13 protein-coding genes are annotated in these 14,647 nt (G+C 72.7%); 4 read left to right on the top strand and 9 right to left on the bottom strand.

Annotated features, from left to right (window positions below; genetic code table 11):
* The 4 genes from ACPT94_RS20840 to ACPT94_RS20825 form a co-directional block, all read right to left on the bottom strand.
* Entirely contained in the window at positions 1-1,437 is a 1,437-nt protein-coding gene (locus tag ACPT94_RS20840; protein ID WP_425246518.1) for an aldehyde dehydrogenase family protein, read from the bottom strand.
* 170 nt (positions 1,438-1,607) lie between these two features.
* On the bottom strand, positions 1,608-1,820 hold the full coding sequence (locus ACPT94_RS20835) for an FAD-dependent monooxygenase (protein ID WP_425246541.1): 213 nt from the start codon (positions 1,818-1,820) through the stop codon (positions 1,608-1,610).
* Between the two features lie 316 nt (positions 1,821-2,136).
* Positions 2,137-3,186 carry a LacI family DNA-binding transcriptional regulator gene (locus ACPT94_RS20830; RefSeq protein WP_425246517.1) on the bottom strand — a complete coding sequence of 350 codons (1,050 nt, stop codon included), beginning with the start codon at positions 3,184-3,186 and terminating at the stop codon, positions 2,137-2,139.
* An 88-nt stretch (positions 3,187-3,274) separates the two neighbouring features.
* Positions 3,275-3,925 (bottom strand): TetR/AcrR family transcriptional regulator, encoded by a 651-nt coding sequence (locus ACPT94_RS20825; protein ID WP_360337146.1) that lies wholly within the window; start codon positions 3,923-3,925, stop codon positions 3,275-3,277.
* Positions 3,926-4,042: 117 nt separating this feature from the next.
* Between ACPT94_RS20825 and ACPT94_RS20820 the strand changes: the two genes are divergently transcribed.
* Positions 4,043-4,606 (top strand): NADPH-dependent FMN reductase, encoded by a 564-nt coding sequence (locus tag ACPT94_RS20820; protein ID WP_425246516.1) that lies wholly within the window; start codon positions 4,043-4,045, stop codon positions 4,604-4,606.
* A gap of 57 nt (positions 4,607-4,663) precedes the next feature.
* Here ACPT94_RS20820 and ACPT94_RS20815 read toward each other — a convergent pair whose 3' ends face one another.
* Complete coding sequence (locus tag ACPT94_RS20815) at positions 4,664-5,545, bottom strand: LLM class F420-dependent oxidoreductase (RefSeq protein WP_425246514.1); 882 nt, start codon at positions 5,543-5,545, stop codon at positions 4,664-4,666.
* A 208-nt stretch (positions 5,546-5,753) separates the two neighbouring features.
* Here ACPT94_RS20815 and ACPT94_RS20810 point away from each other — a divergent pair, with 208 nt between their 5' ends.
* Complete coding sequence (locus ACPT94_RS20810) at positions 5,754-6,704, top strand: FkbM family methyltransferase (protein WP_425246513.1); 951 nt, start codon at positions 5,754-5,756, stop codon at positions 6,702-6,704.
* A 10-nt stretch (positions 6,705-6,714) separates the two neighbouring features.
* Here the strand turns inward: ACPT94_RS20810 and ACPT94_RS20805 are convergent, their stop codons facing one another.
* Positions 6,715-7,704, bottom strand: a complete 990-nt coding sequence (locus tag ACPT94_RS20805; RefSeq protein WP_425246512.1) for a TerC family protein — start codon at positions 7,702-7,704, stop codon at positions 6,715-6,717.
* Positions 7,705-7,948: 244 nt separating this feature from the next.
* Here ACPT94_RS20805 and ACPT94_RS20800 point away from each other — a divergent pair, with 244 nt between their 5' ends.
* Positions 7,949-8,923 carry an alpha/beta hydrolase gene (locus ACPT94_RS20800; protein ID WP_425246511.1) on the top strand — a complete coding sequence of 325 codons (975 nt, stop codon included), beginning with the start codon at positions 7,949-7,951 and terminating at the stop codon, positions 8,921-8,923.
* 466 nt (positions 8,924-9,389) lie between these two features.
* Entirely contained in the window at positions 9,390-10,379 is a 990-nt protein-coding gene (locus ACPT94_RS20795; protein WP_425246510.1) for a helix-turn-helix domain-containing protein, read from the top strand.
* A gap of 38 nt (positions 10,380-10,417) precedes the next feature.
* On the opposite strand, the gene ACPT94_RS20790 is transcribed toward ACPT94_RS20795, so the two are convergent.
* From ACPT94_RS20790 to ACPT94_RS20780, 3 genes are all read right to left on the bottom strand, one after another.
* On the bottom strand, positions 10,418-11,092 hold the full coding sequence (locus ACPT94_RS20790; protein WP_425246509.1) for a formylglycine-generating enzyme family protein: 675 nt from the start codon (positions 11,090-11,092) through the stop codon (positions 10,418-10,420).
* 25 nt (positions 11,093-11,117) lie between these two features.
* Positions 11,118-11,972, bottom strand: a complete 855-nt coding sequence (locus tag ACPT94_RS20785) for an SAM-dependent methyltransferase (protein ID WP_425246508.1) — start codon at positions 11,970-11,972, stop codon at positions 11,118-11,120.
* 170 nt (positions 11,973-12,142) lie between these two features.
* The gene (locus ACPT94_RS20780) at positions 12,143-14,623 is read right to left on the bottom strand and encodes a CBM35 domain-containing protein (RefSeq protein WP_360337164.1); all 2,481 of its coding nucleotides are present in this window, start codon (positions 14,621-14,623) and stop codon (positions 12,143-12,145) included.
* Positions 14,624-14,647 lie beyond the last annotated feature (24 nt).

The raw sequence follows: 14,647 nt of genomic DNA, 5'->3' as shown, positions 1-14,647 counted from the left end.
CTAGAAGGGGTACGGCGCCACGTCCCCGCGCACCGTCGTCCAGCGCACGTCCGTGAAGGCCTCCAGGTTGGCCTCGCCGCCGAAGCGGGCGCCGGTGCCGGAGGCGGCGATCCCGCCGAACGGCGCCACGGCCTCGTCGTTGACCGTCTGGTCGTTGATGTGGACGATGCCGGTCGGGATGCGTTCGGCGAGGTCGAGGCCGCGGGCGGCGTCACGGGTGACGATGCCCAGGGAGAGGCCGTAGGAGCTCTCGGCGGCCAGGGCGGCGGCCTCGTCCGGGGTGGAGAAGGCGCGCACCGGGGCCACGGGGCCGAAGACCTCCTCCGCGTACGCGGGCGTGTGGTCGTCGACGCCCGCGAGGACGGTGGGCCGGTAGAAGAGGTCCTCGTGCGTGCCGCCCGCCGCGAGTTTCGCGCCGGCGGCCGTGCTGGCCTCCACCAGGCCGTGCACCTTGGTGAGTTGGCCGGCGTCGATGAGCGGGCCGAGGTGGACCTGTGCCCGGTGGGGGTCGCCGACGGCGAGGGAGTCGGCCTTCGCCGCGAGCCGCTCGACGTACTCCTCGTAGAGGGAGGCGTGCACGAGGTGGCGGCCGGTGGTCATGCAGATCTGGCCCTGGTGGAAGAACGAGCCCCAGGCGGCCGTGGAGATCACCGCGTCGAGGTCGGCGTCCTCCAGTACGACGAGGGCGGAGTTGCCGCCGAGTTCCAGGTGGGCGCGCTTGAGGTGGCGTCCGGCGGCCTCGCCGACGGCCCGGCCGGCCGCGGTGGAACCGGTGAAGGAGATCACCGGCACGCGCGGGTCGGCGACCAGGGCCGCGCCGGTCTCGGGGCCGCCCGGCAGGACGTGCAGCAGGCCCTCGGGGAGACCGGCCTCGGCGAACACAGCGGCCAGGGAGAGCCCGCCGCACACCGCCGTACGCGGGTCCGGCTTCAGGACGACCGCGTTGCCGAGCGCGAGGGCGGGCGCGACGGAGCGGATGGACAGGATCAGCGGCGCGTTGAACGGGGCGATCACACCCACGACGCCGACGGGGACGCGCCGGGTGTATGACAGGCGGGGCGCCTCGCTGGGCAGGACCTGACCGGCCGGGCGGGAGGCGAGGGCGGCGGCCTCGTAGCACTCCTGGGCGGCGACGTGCAGTTCGAAGTCGGCCTTGCCGGGGATGGAGCCCGACTCACGCACCAGCCATTCCCGCAGCTCTTCGGCGTGCGCGGCGAACAGGTCGCCGGCCTTGCGCAGCACCCCCGCGCGGACGAAGTGCGGGACGCGGGCCCACTCGGCCTGGGCGGCGCGGGCCGCCTCGGCGGCCGGGGCGACGTCCTCGGCGGCGGCCAGGACGACCGTGCCGAGCGAGTCGCCGGTGGCGGGCTCGGTGACGGGGTGCTGGGGGCCCGACAGGGGGCGGGACTGCCAGGTCGTGGGGTCGAGCAACGGCATGACGGCTCTCCGATCAGTCACCCGCGGGACTCACGTGGGAAGCGCAGGTCCCGTGTAGTTCGCCGCCGGTTCGGCGGCCGCGTGGCGGGATGCGGTGATCCGGCGCAGCCGGGCGAGCTGCATCCGATGGTCGAACGCATCCCCATCTGGTTGAGCGTGCAACATCCTAGTCATGTCGTGGGAGAAACGGGCGGCCTGCCGCACCCGCTCCGGACACAGGCCCGAGTACCCGTCCAGGAGTCGGGTGGAGCCCGTGGCGTGCGGTTCCATGAACGCGTGGGCGAGCACGCGGACGTCCGAGACGCCGGGTCGAGCCCCTCGGCGCCGGTCGGCGGGACGATGTGGGCGGCGTTCCCGGCGAGCGGGAACCGGCCGTGGCGCATCGGCTCGTGGACCTGACTGCGCATCGGGTGACCCCCTTGGCGGTGATCGGGCCGCGGTTCAGGGTCTGGTCGCCGTCGATGCGGAAGCGGACGGCGAGTTCGTCCCGGATCCGGTCGTCGGGCCGTTCGTCGAGCGTGGTGCCGTCGGGGACTTGAAGGAAGAGGCGGGAGACCTGGGACGGGGGTGTCGTTCTGCGGCCCCTCGACCGCGAAGGCCTCCGTCTCGAACAACAGGGGCGGCCCGGCGGCGAGTTGAAGGGCGACGAGGTCCAAGTACGGCGAAGGGTCCGCCCGGAGTCGCCGTGTCACCCGTGCGTCAGGTGGAGTCTCGGTGCACCACCGTGGCCTCGAACATCTCGTGCGACTCGGGCTGGGCGCCGGGGTTGCGGACCGCCCGGTCGACGAGCCCGGCGAGGTCGCGGCCGGAGGGCAGCGCGATACGGACGGTGCTGAGCCGTGGGCGCAGCAGCCGGCCGAGCATCAGGTCGTCGGCGCCGATGACGGCCGCGTCCTCGGGGATGCGCACGCCCTCGTCCTGCAGGGCGCGCATCAGCAGCATGGCGTACTCGTCGTTGTAGGCGAAGACCGCGTCGAGGCCGAGGCCGGGCCAGCGGGCGGCGAGGGCGGCCGCGGACTCCTCGGTGTAGGCGAGGGGCAGCTCGGTGACGGTGGCGTCGGTGCCCTGCACGGCTCGGCGGGCGCCGGCGAGGCGGGGCGCGGAGAACATCTTCAGGCCGGGTTCCACGGGGACGACGACACCGATACGGCGGCGGCCACGGGCCATCAGGTGCGCGGCGGCGCTGCGGCCGACGCCGGCGTGGTCCAGGAGCAGGGCGTGGGCGCCCTCGACGGGCTCGGAGGCCAGGGTCACCACGGCGCGGGCGCCGGAGCGCTTGAGGACGGCGACGCCCTCGGGGCCGAGGCCGGGGCCCGGCACCAGGACGGCGACCGGCCGCAGTTCGGCCCAGGCGCGGGCGGCGTCGTCCCCGTGCAGTCCGCTGGCGCCGTACTGGACGACGATGTAGTCGAGGCGGCTGAGGGCGCCCTGGAAGTCGTGCACGAACTGGCTGTAGAGGGGCCCCGCGGGAACGGGCGGGGCGGGCATCAGGACCATCCGGCTGTGTCCGGCGCGCAGACTGCGGGCGGCCGCGTGCGGGACGTACCCGAGTTCCTTCGCGGCCTGGTGGACGCGGCGGCGCGTGGGCTCGCTGATCCGTACGGCGCTGGTGTTGTTCAGGACATAGGAGACGGTCGCGCGCGAGACGCCGGCCAGGCGGGCCACGTCGGCGCTCGTGGGCACGGAGCGCGGCGCCGACGACGGTGTCGGCGCGGGCGTGTTCGGTATCTGCACCATGACGTACGGCATCTTGGCAGACGCGGACGCGGCGGTTTCGGGCGGGGGAACACGAAGTGGCGCTCCACGGTCCGGAGTTGCCGTGGAACGCCGCGTTCCGTCACCCGCGGGTCACGCGGTCCACCAGGTCGTTCCAGGCGGTCTCCAGCCGCTCCAGCGGCATGCCGCACTGGCGGGTCAGGTGGTGGACGAGGACGGGGTTCAGGTAGCCCATCAGCGTGTGGGCGAGCAGGTCGCCGTCCGCGTCGGGCGCCGCCTGGCGCAGCAGCAGCGCGAGGTGTCCCTGGTGGAGACGGCGCACCGGGACGAGGAACCGGCGGTCCGCGCCGGGCTCGGCGGCCAGCTGCAGATCCAGTTCGTCGGCCGTGCGCCGCAGCGCCGCGAGGCCGAACGCCCGCAGCCGCTCCACGGGCGGCGCGCCGGGGCCGAGCGGCGGGGGGCCGCTGAGGAAGGCCGCCTGGAACTTCTTCTCGGAGTGGTCCAGCAGGGCCGTCAGCAGACCGGTGCGGTCACCGAACCGGCGGAAGACCGTGCCCTTGCCGACGTTGGCCGCGGCGGCCACCGCCTCCATCGTGACCGCCGCCGCGCCGTGCTCGGCGATCAGACGGGCGGCGGCGTCCAGCAGCCGGGCCCGGTTGCGGGCCGCGTCGGCGCGCAGGCAGGGCTCGTCCTCGGGCGGCCCGAGCTGCAGCAACTCGGGTTGGCCGACGGTCTCCTCGGGCTTCGGCAGGGGTGGCAGGGCGGCGGACATGAACACAGCGTAAAGCACCGGGAATGAAACTGGACCGTGGTCCGGTTAGAGTGGTACAACCTTAAGCGGACCCCGGTCCGGATTCTTACGGCACTGTTTCAGCCTCTGGGAGTACTCATGTCTGTTCGCATCCTCGCGCTCGTCGGCAGCCTCCGCGCCGGTTCGACCAACCGGCAGCTCGCCGAGGCGGCCGTCAAGCTCGCTCCCGAGGGCGCCGAGGTCAACCTCTTCGAGGGCCTGGCCGACATCCCCTTCTACAACGAGGACATCGACGTCGAGGGCAGCGTCCCGGCCGCGGCCGCCAAGCTGCGCGAGGCCGCCCAGGCCGCCGACGCCTTCCTGCTCTTCTCCCCCGAGTACAACGGCACCATCCCGGCCGTCCTGAAGAACGCCATCGACTGGCTGTCCCGCCCGTACGGCGCCGGCGCCTTCGGCGGCAAGCCCGTCGCCGTCGTCGGCACCGCCTTCGGCCAGTTCGGCGGCGTGTGGGCGCAGGACGAGGCCCGCAAGGCCGTGGGCATCGCCGGCGGCAAGGTGATCGAGGACCTCAAGCTCTCCATCCCCGGCTCCCTGACCCGCTTCGCCGAGACCCACCCGGTCGACGACGCCGAGGTCGCCGCGCAGCTGACCGAGGTCGTCGCGCGTCTGCACGGCCACGCGGGCGAGGTCGCGGCCGCCTGAGTGCCGTAGTCACGACGAAGGGGCCCGGAGGACGAACTCCGGGCCCTTCGTCGTGGCTCAGTCCAGCTCCGCGAGGCGCTCGACGGCGGGGGCCACGAACCGCTCGATCCACCCGGCCGTCTCCCCCAGTCGGGGCGCGAGGATCACGGTGTCGACGCCGAGTTTGGTGTAGCCGGTGACGTCACGCAGGAAGGCGTCGAGGTTCCCGTCGGTGGCCGGCTCGGCGCCATAGGTGAGGGTCTTCAGGATCGTGTCGTAGTCGCGGCCCTCGGTGTCGCAGTGGCCGCGCAGGACGTCGAGCTTGTGGCGGACCTCCTCCGGCGAGGAGGCGAACAGGTTGCAGGCGTCGCCGTAGCGGGCGACCAGCCGCAGCGTCTTGCGCTCGCCCCCGCCGCCGATCAGGATCTCGGGGTGCGGAGCGCTGACCGGCGCCGGGACGCACAGGGTTTCGGCCAGCCGGTAGTGGCGGCCCTCGAAGGGCCCGTTGTCGTCCGGGTCCCACATCCGCAGACAGATCCGCAGGGTCTCCTCCAGCCGCTCGAACCGCTCGGCGACCGGCGGGAACGGCACGCCCAGCCCCGCGTGCTCACGGTCGTACCAGGCCGCCCCGATGCCCAGCCAGGCCCGCCCGCCGGACACCACGTCGAGCGTGGTGGCGATCTTGGCGAGCAGCCCGGGGTGCCGGTAGGTCACGCCCGTGACCAGTGCGCCGAGCCGGACGGTGGAGGTGTGGGCCGCGAGGTAGGCCAGCGTGGTGTACGCCTCCAGCATGGGCTGCTCGGCGCCGCCGTTGAACTCCATCTGGAAGTAGTGGTCCATCACCGACAGCCGGCTCACGCCCGCCGCCTCCGCCGCCTCGCCGGCCGCGGCGAGTTCGGCGCCGAGCGCGGGCGCACCCCCGGAGTGACCGAACTGGTTGATGTGCACACCCACGCGCATGGCCGTCTCCGTTCACCGGGATCTCAGCGACCCTGGTGACGCTAGACCTTGGAGCACACTCGAAGTCAAGGCTCCCCCCCCCGCGGCCGGATCTTGAGCGAGAAGCCGGTCGCCGCAGGCCCGAAGATGAGAAACCGGCTGCCGCGTGGCCGAAAAATGTCGTCCAACCCGGCGACCGCGGCCCGTCCTGTCTGATAGGGGTGGCGGGATGCAGACCCTTTATCGACGACTTCTCCGGCTGATGCCCCGCCTCGGTGTGCGGGTGACCGACCTCGCCCCGGGGACGGCACTGGTCTCCCGCTCCGCCGCCCGTTACTCGGTCACCGGCGCGGACAACAGCACCTGGATCGTCCGGCGGACCAAGGACGGCACGGCGGACGACACCGGCGGCAGCGGCAGCGCGGTGCGGCTCGGCGAGAGCGGAGCGGTGCTCCTGATGAACGCGGCGGCCGGGCGGGACGAGCGCAAGCTGCAGCTGGCGGCCGCCGAGTACCTGTGCACCCAGCACGTGGCCGCCATGCTGGACCTGTACGGCGTGAACTGCGTCTTCGACGTCGGCGCCAACACCGGCCAGTACGCCCGGCGACTGCGCCGGCTCGGCTACCGCGGCCGGATCGTCTCCTTCGAACCCGCCCCCGACACGTTCGCCCGGCTGGAGCAGGCCGCCGCGAGCGACCCCGAATGGCGGGTCTATCCCTGCGCCCTGGGCCGCGAGGACACAGCCGCCGCCCTGCACACCGGCTGGAAGACGATGAACTCCCTGCTGGCCCCCAGCGACTACGGCAAGGGCCGGTACGCGCGCTTCGCCACGTCCGACACCGCCCAGATCCCGGTCCGCCGGCTGGACGGGATCCTGGACGAGGCCCTGGAGGGGCTGACCGGTCCGCGCCCGTTCCTGAAGATGGACACCCAGGGCTACGACCTGGAGGTGTTCGCCGGGGCCGGGGAGCGGATCGCGCAGTTCGTGGGCCTGCAGTCCGAGGTCGCCGTGCTGCGGCTGTACGAGGGCAGCCCGCCGATGGCCGAGGCGATCGCCGCGTACGAGGCGGGCGGGTTCGGCGTCACCGGGATGTACCCGGTGACGCGGGAGGCGACCACGGGGCGGGTGATCGAGTTCGACTGCGTGATGATGCGCGCGGACGCGGCGCCCACACCGTAGAGGCGCCCGGCTACACCGTAGAGGTCCCCTGCGCGGCGGACGCGTCCCGTGCGGCCTCCTCCTGCCGCTTCGCGGCACGCAGGCTGGTGACGGTCGTGACGGTGAGGACGAGCACGATGAAGCCGAGTGAGAAGGGGATGCCGATCTCCGGGACGTGGACCCCGGACTCGTGCAGCGCGTGCAGCAGCAGCTTCACGCCGATGAAACCCAGGATGATCGACAGGCCGTAGCTCAGGTGGACCAGCTTCTTCAGCAGGCCGCCGATGAGGAAGTACAGCTGCCTGAGGCCCATCAGGGCGAACGCGTTGGCCGTGAAGACGATGTACGGGTCCTCGGTCAGCCCGTAGATCGCGGGGATGGAATCGAGGGCGAACAGTACGTCCGTGGAGCCGATGGCGAGCATCACGACCAGCATCGGGGTCATGACCCGCTTGCCGTTCTGCTCGATCCACAGCTTGGTGCCGTGGTAGCGGTCGGCCACGCCGAAGCGCCGCTCCACCGCCTTGAGCAGCTTGTTCTCCTCGTACTCCTCGTCGTGGCCCTGCTGACGGGCGTCCTGGATCAGCTTCCAGGCGGTCCAGATCAGGAAGGCGCCGAAGAGGTAGAACACCCAGGAGAACGCGGAGATGATCGCCGCGCCCGCCGCGATGAACGCCGCGCGCAGCACCAGGGCCATCAGGACGCCCACCATCAGCACCCGCTGCTGGTACTGCGTGGGCACCGCGAACTTGCCCATGATGAGCACGAAGACGAAGAGGTTGTCGACGCTCAGCGACTTCTCGGTGATGTACCCGGCGAAGAACTCGCCGGTGGGCCCGCCTCCCCCGAAGACGAACAGGCCGAGGCCGAACAGACAGGCCAGGACGATCCATACGACGGTCCAGGTCCCGGCCTCCTTGACCGACACGTCGTGGGGCTGTCGTCCGATGACGAAGTCGACGGCGACGAGCGCGCACAGGGCCGCGACGGTGAGCAGCCAGACGGAGAGGGAGACGTTCACTGCCGGTACTCCTGGTGCCTGTGGGGGGGAGAGGACGGACATCGTTGTCCGCTCGGGGCCGCCCTGCCACCTTGTCCAGGTGAACAAAAGGTCATGTCCTGGCAAGGCGGGGGGCGGACACGTGGTCACCCGCCGGATGGCGGGCAGGTTCCGCCGGACGGCGGCCCTCTGCCGGGCGGCCCGTGCCCCGATGATGACCGCACGCGCCGCACGAGCCGTCGCGTTCCCGCGTGAGGAGAAGCCCATGAGCTCCGTTCCCCCGCCGTTCGACCCCGAGCTGGCCGCCGCCCTGGAACTGATCAAGGACATGATCCAGCCCGGCATGGCCCCGGAGGACATCGACGTCGTCCGCCAGGGTCCGGGCATCGCGCTGCTGGCCGACCTGGACCTGACGCAGGGCGGGGCCTTCGAGGTCGAGGACCGGGCGGTGCCGGGCCCGCAGGGCGCCCCCGAGATCTCGCTGCTGATCTGCCGGCCCACCTCGCCCGCACCCGACCGGCCGCGTCCCGTCGTCTACCACGTGCACGGCGGCGGCATGGTCATCGGCAACAACCGGGTCGGCGTGGAGGGGGCCCTGGACTGGGCGCGTGAGCTGGACATGATCGTGGTGTCCGTGGAGTACCGGCTGGCGCCCGAGCATCCGCATCCGGCGCCGGTCGAGGACGTGTACGCCGGTCTGCTGTGGACGGCGGAGCACGCCAAGGAACTGGGCGGGGACCCTGAGCGGATCGTGATCGCCGGGGCCAGCGCGGGGGGCGGCCTCAGCGCCGCGCTGGCGCTGCTGCTGCGCGACCGCGGCGGCCCGCGGCCGATCGGCCAGCTGCTGCTGTGCCCCATGCTGGACGACCGCAACGACACCCCCTCCTCCCACCAGATGGCGGGCCTCGGTGTCTGGGACCGCACCGCCAACGAGACGGGGTGGACGGCCCTGCTCGGCGAGCGGCGCGGTGGTCCCGACGTCTCTCCCTACGCGGCGCCCGCCCGCGCCGAGGACCTGTCCGGCCTGCCGCCGGCCTTCCTCGACGTCGGCTCCGCGGAGACGTTCCGGGACGAGGTCGTCGCCTACGCCTCCCGTATCTGGCAGGCCGGTGGGGTGGCCGAACTCCATGTATGGCCGGGCGGCTTCCACGGCTTCGACGGGTTCGCGCCCCAGGCCGCGCTCTCCAGGTCGGCCCGGGCGGCCCACCTGGACTGGCTGCGGAGGTTGCTGGCGGAGTAGGGGCTGATCGGGGGCGAAGCGGACCACTCCCCCGGTCAGCCGGGCAGGGCGCGGCCGACGCCGTACGGCGCTGAGGGTTGGCCCCGGCGGGCCCGACGCCGTACGACGCCCCGAGGCCGTACGACGCCGAGGGCCGGCCCCGGCGGGCCCGAGGGTTCCTCGCCCCCGCCGCCCCTGCCCTTCCCGCCCCCGGGGGCTGCCGCCCCCGGCCCCCGCTTCGGCCCTGCACGGGCCTCGTCCTCAGTCGCCGGACGGGCTGATGTGCCCTGACCGGCGCTCGAAAGCCGACGCCGGACGGGCTGGACCGGGTGACCCCTCCCCCAACCGAGTCGGGCGGTGGGTGGGCATGGGCCGGGGTCCAGGGGGCGGAGCCCCCTGGCGGGGTGGAAGGGGCGGAGCCCCTGGAGGACGGGAAGGGCAGGGGCGGCGGGGGCGAAACACGCTCCTGCTGACGCATCATGGCCGTATGAAAGAGCTGGCCGGGCGCCTCACCGCGCTGGATCCGGATGCCGGTGCCGCCGTGCAGGTCATCGCCTACTTCGACCGGCTGGCCGAGGCACGGGCCGGCGTGGAGGCGCTGGTGCGCGGAGCCGCCGTGCTCGCCGGAGTGCCCGCGCGGCTGGCCGACGCCGAGCGGCGGGTGCGGGTCCGGGTGGACTCCGACGGCGTCCGCCGGGACTCCGACCTGCCACCGGATCCGGCTTGGCCGTCGGCCGCGCTGACCCCGGGCGGAGCACCGGCGCTGTGGCTGGAGCGCAGCGACCCGGCGCCGAGCGTCGTCGACGCGGTGATCCTCGAACGGGCGGCGGGCGTCGTCCGGCGCGTCCTGGACCGGACGCGGGGCCGCGCTCCGCTCGACGACCCGGCACTCCTGGAGACCCTCTTGGACGCCACGGCCCCCGAGACCGCCCGGCTGCACGCGGCCCGCCGGCTCGGCCTCGACCCCGCCGTCCCGGCCCGTGCCCTGGCCACCCCGGACGGACGGCCCCGGGTCCGGTCCGCGAGCCGGGAGCCGGAGGCGTTCACGGACCGGACGGGTGTCGGCCCCGCCGTGCCCGTGCTCGACCTCCCCCGCTCCTGGACCGCCGCCCGCACCGCACTGCGGTTCACCGCCGACGGCACCGCCCACGACCCCGGCCCCGGTGTCGTGTACGCCGACGAGCTCGGCGGGCTCGCCCTGCTGGCCGACCTCGTCCTGCCCGGCGCCGAGCCCCCGCCCGACGTGCAGGCCGTGGAGGCGGCCGCCGCGGACGCACCCTGGCTGCTCGCCACCCTGCACGCCGTCACCGCCACGACGAGCCTGCGGGCGGCCGCCGCCGAGGTCACCGTGCACCACTCCACGCTCCAGGACCGCCTGGTGCACGCGGAGCACCTCCTCGGCTGGCCGGTGCGCACCCCCCAGGGCCGGCTGCGGCTGCACCTCGCGCTCACGATGCGGCGGCTGGCACGGCCGTAGCACCGGTGGGCGGGCGCGGTCGGGCAGTCGGGCGCGCTTCAGTGGCCCGCCGACCGCGCGACACGGAAGCCGACGTCGTCGACCCGGAACGTGGGGTGGCTGCGGCGTCGTACGGAGGCCCGGCAGCTCCAGTGGTCGTCGAACCAGCCGCCGCCGCGCAGGACCCGGTAGGTGCCGTAGACCTCGGGGTCGTAGAGGTCCCAGCACCACTCCCAGACGTTGCCGAGCATGTCGTGCAGGCCCCACGCGTTGGGCTGTCTGCCGCCGACCTCGTGGATCCGTTCGTCCGAGTTGCCGCGGTACCAGGCGATGGCGTCGAGGGCGCCGTAGCGCGGGCCGGTGGTGCCGGCCCGGCAGGCGTGTTCCCACTCCGCCTCGGTGGGCAGGCGGTAACCGCCGGCCGAGGGGTCCAGGACGGCGGTCTCGTCGTCCGGGTCGACGGCGTAGACGGGGGTGAGGCCGTCCCGCAGGGACAGGGCGTTGCAGAAACGGACCGCGTCCCACCAGGAGACGCTCTCGGCCGGCAGCCGCTCCCCGCCTTCGGTGGACGGCTGCCGGCCGGTGATCCGGGTGTACAGCTCCCGCGTGACCGGGTACGCCCCGATCCGGTAGGGGGCCAGCTCCACCGTCCAGGTCCGCCGCGTGCGCCGGTCGGACAGGGTGACCCGCCCGGCCCCGACGTCGATCATCCGGTGCTCCGCCCCCGTCGCCATGGACGGATGATCTCACCCCTGAGGACTACGGCTTGCGCCCCACCCCGCCGTAGGCGTCGACGGAGACGGCGGGATTGGCCGAATCATCGGGCTCCGGACGCCACTTGGTCACCTGGACGATGCCGGGGTCCACGAGTTCCAGCCCGTCGAAGAATCCGGTGATCTCCTCGACGCTGCGCACGTAGTACGGCACCGCGCCGCTCGCGTTGTACGCCTCCGACGCGGCGATCATGCCCTCGCTGGTGGCCGTGCTGTCGCTGATCACCAGGTGGCTTCCCGAGGGGAGGCCCGCCATGAGCCGGCGCACCAGGTCACGCGCCAGGGAGTGGTCGGCGACATGGCCCAGCGTGTTGAGGATCATCAGGGCGACCGGACGGGAGAGGTCGAGGGTGCCGGCGGCGGCTTCCAGGACGGCCTCGGGGTCGTACAGGTCGGCGTCCAGGTAGGCGGTCCTGCCCTCGGGTGTGCTGGTGAGCAGGGCGTTCGCGTGGGCCAGCACGATGGGGTCGTTGTCGACGTACACGACCCGGGAGTCCGGGGCCACGCGCTGGGCCACTTCGTGGGTGTTGTCGGCGGTCGGCAGGCCGGTGCCGACGTCCAGGAACTGCCGGATGCCCCGCTCACCGGCCAGGTGGCGGACGGCGCGCCCCAGGAACGCGCGGCTGGTGACCGCGACGTCGACCAGGCCGGGGAAGATCTCCTTGATGTGGTCCCCGATCTCCCGGTCGACCTCGTAGTTGTCCTTGCCGCCGACGAAGTAGTTCCAGAAGCGGGCCGAGTGCGGCTTGGACGTGTCGATCCGGCCGGGCGTCGCCCCGCTGTCGGTGGTGCGGGGGGTTAAGTCCGACACAGCAAAAGCCTCCTGCGCGTGCATGGTCATGATCAGATCCCCAACCTAGGCGAACTCGTGTCCGCCGCACGCGGGTTGGCGGCTCTCGCCGCTGGTCACCACGGGGTTTCGGCCATTCTCGGGCGGACCGGCGACCACGTCCGCGGCGTTCTGCGCCCGGGACCCGGCGACGACGTCGCGGGCCCCGGGCGCGGCCGGCCCTACCGGGCGGGTCCGCCGACGACGCGGCCGAGCTCGATGCGGTCGATGTTCGGGGCCCACGCGCCGGCGTTCGAGAACGTCACCTTGTTGGAGCCCTTCTCCAGGTCGACGGGGACGCCCACCGTCCAGTAGTCGTCCCAGCTCCAGGTGTTCTTGAAGGTGACCGTCCGCGGGGCGGCGGTGCCGACCGTGATGTCCGCCGTGCGGGACATGATGTCGGTGTTGTAGGCGTGGCCGTTGTCGCGCCGGTCGTTGTGCGCGTAGTGGACGACCAGCACGTAGCGGCCGGACCTGGGCGCGTCCACGGTGAACTCGGCGGTGCTGTCGGGACCGTTGCCGAGCCGGCCGATGTACGAACCGGCGGAGGCGTGGGGGGAGTCGACGAGCTTGGCGCCGCCGGCCAGGGTCGCCGAGGCACCCTCGTAGGAGAGCGTGCCCGAGGCAGATCCGTCACCCGAGACGTCCAGGGAGCGGACGGCCGCGTGCTGAGCGGTCATGGCGACGCGGTTGTTGCCCGCGACGAGGTACAGCCTGAGCGGCCGGCCGGGCGCCGCCGTCACGGTCTCCCCGTGCAGGGCCAGCTTCACCGTTGCCGTGGCCCGGGGCGCCACCGTGTAGTAGCCGTCGCGCGGGGCGTAGACGTCGAAGACCGCCTTGTCGCCGGAGCGCAGGACGAGCGCGCCCGTGCCGGTCCCGGCCGACGACGAGTAGTCGTACGACGGCTTGCCGCTGATGTCCGCGAGCGTGGCCTCGTAGGACGCGGACGGTACGCCGGTGCGGGCGGTCAGGTCGACGCGGTCGAGGGTGACCTCGGCGTCGCCCTTGGCGAGGGTCAGCACGTGCTGACCGGCCTTGAGCTGGACGGATACGTCCTTCTTGGCGCGGTAGGTCCAGTTCTCGGTGGACGGGTAGCCGACCGTGACCGGGTCGCCGCCGTCGACGGACAGCTTCTGGGTGGCGGGGGCGCCGGACTGGTTGCCGTAGAGGATGGCGAGGTCGTACGTCCCGTCCTTCGGGACGTTCACCGTGAAGTCGACCTTGCTGGTGGCGGTGTTGAGCGAGCCGACGTCCTTCGTCCCGGAGGCCGCGTAGCCGTTGGCGTTGCTGACCGTGCCCTGGGTGTAGACCTTGCCGTCGGTGATGGCCGCGTCCTCGGCCTCGTACGACGCCGACCAGGGGACGGAAGGCGCGGACGGGGTGCCGGAGCCGCCGGGGGTGAGGACGATCCGGTAGGCGGACATCTTGTGGGTGCCGCGCAGCGGGACGGTCACCGTGCCGTCCTCCGCGACCTTCACCTTCGTGCGGGCGAGGACGCGGGGCGTGGCGTGCTGTCCCTCGTAGCCGGACCAGGCGGCCTCGGCGACGGTCGCGGTGACCGTGCGGCCGAAGACGGACCGGGAGACGTTCTCGACGACGACGTCCGTGTCACCGGCCGAGCCGCCGAGCAGCACCTGGGCCTGGCGGCGCGAGGTGTCGAGGGAGGCGAGGCCCTGGAGGGTGTCGATGGTGTTGGCCTGTGGCGGGGTCACCTTGACGGTGTCGCCGGTGAGGCCCGCGTACCAGCGGAAGAACCACCAGCCGCCGTTGGGGATGTTGGAGCGGACGACGTTGCCGTCCATGTTGCCGGCGGCGTCCCAGTAGGCCTGGTTGGCGTACACCTTGTTCCGCTCGAACATCGAGACCCACTGCACGAGTTGCCCGGGCACGGACAGATCGCGGCGGTTGGCGTACTCGTCGATGTTGATCTTCAGCGGGGCGATGCCCGCCTCCCGCTCCAGGGAACGGTAGTTGTCGTAGTGCGCCTGGAAGTCCCTGAGGGAGCCGGAGCCCAGCTCGTGCCAGGTCATCACCTGGGGCAGGACGTTCTCGCGCTTGGCGAAGGCGAGGAAGTCCTTCAACAGCCGTGTGTGGTAACCGGCTTCGTTGGGGCCGGCGATCCTCGCGTCGGGGTCGATCGCGCGGATGCGCTGGTACACCGTCTTCCAGTCCTCGAAGAACCGGTCGCGGTTGGCCTCGTACTGGGCCTGGTCCTCGACGCCGAGCTTGTACCAGATCTGGTCGGGCTCGTTGAACGGGATGTAGACGAAGCGGTCGCTGTCGGGGTCGGCCGCGATCTCCTTGACGATCTTGTCGACCTTGGGGAGGTAGTCGTCGATGCCGAGGTCCTCGTACGGCCACTTGGCGTAGATGTCCTGCATCATCACGTTGATCTCGCCGCCGCCGTTGCGGAAGAACGACTTGGAGACGGTCAGCGCGTCACCGTTGGGGTGCTGGGCGCCGCCCTCCGGCTTCTGCGAGATGCTGGTGATCTTCAGGGGTTCCAGGGCGGCGTCACTGGGCACCCCGTCGTCGCTGAGCCCGTACAGCGCCCCGTTGGCGCCGAGCATCACCGGGCCCTCGGAGGCGGCGAGGTCGACGGTGAGGCGCTGGGGGCCGTCGGCTGCGGCCGCGGGACCGGCTGCGGGGAGGGTGCCTGACATTGCGGTGACTCCAAGTACGGCTGT

It is taken from the genome of Streptomyces aurantiaciflavus (genome assembly GCF_049808595.1).
In the GTDB taxonomy this organism is placed as follows: domain Bacteria; phylum Actinomycetota; class Actinomycetes; order Streptomycetales; family Streptomycetaceae; genus Streptomyces.
Note: the sequence above shows the minus strand (reverse complement) of the source record. Positions and strands in the feature narration are given on the sequence as shown.

Excerpts from the sequence above, each read along its gene's own strand:
- ACPT94_RS20820 (WP_425246516.1), top strand. The coding sequence starts at position 4,043 with ATGTCTGTTCGCATCCTCGCGCTCGTCGGCAGCCTCCGCGCCGGTTCG.
- ACPT94_RS20840 (WP_425246518.1), bottom strand. The coding sequence starts at position 1,437 with ATGCCGTTGCTCGACCCCACGACCTGGCAGTCCCGCCCCCTGTCGGGC.
- ACPT94_RS20790 (WP_425246509.1), bottom strand. The coding sequence starts at position 11,092 with ATGGCGACGGGGGCGGAGCACCGGATGATCGACGTCGGGGCCGGGCGG.
- ACPT94_RS20785 (WP_425246508.1), bottom strand. The coding sequence starts at position 11,972 with ATGACCATGCACGCGCAGGAGGCTTTTGCTGTGTCGGACTTAACCCCC.
- ACPT94_RS20780 (WP_360337164.1), bottom strand. The coding sequence starts at position 14,623 with ATGTCAGGCACCCTCCCCGCAGCCGGTCCCGCGGCCGCAGCCGACGGC.
- ACPT94_RS20795 (WP_425246510.1), top strand. The coding sequence starts at position 9,390 with ATGAAAGAGCTGGCCGGGCGCCTCACCGCGCTGGATCCGGATGCCGGT.
- ACPT94_RS20825 (WP_360337146.1), bottom strand. The coding sequence starts at position 3,925 with ATGTCCGCCGCCCTGCCACCCCTGCCGAAGCCCGAGGAGACCGTCGGC.
- ACPT94_RS20835 (WP_425246541.1), bottom strand. The coding sequence starts at position 1,820 with ATGCGCCACGGCCGGTTCCCGCTCGCCGGGAACGCCGCCCACATCGTC.
- ACPT94_RS20810 (WP_425246513.1), top strand. The coding sequence starts at position 5,754 with ATGCAGACCCTTTATCGACGACTTCTCCGGCTGATGCCCCGCCTCGGT.
- ACPT94_RS20815 (WP_425246514.1), bottom strand. The coding sequence starts at position 5,545 with ATGCGCGTGGGTGTGCACATCAACCAGTTCGGTCACTCCGGGGGTGCG.
- ACPT94_RS20830 (WP_425246517.1), bottom strand. The coding sequence starts at position 3,186 with ATGCCGTACGTCATGGTGCAGATACCGAACACGCCCGCGCCGACACCG.
- ACPT94_RS20800 (WP_425246511.1), top strand. The coding sequence starts at position 7,949 with ATGAGCTCCGTTCCCCCGCCGTTCGACCCCGAGCTGGCCGCCGCCCTG.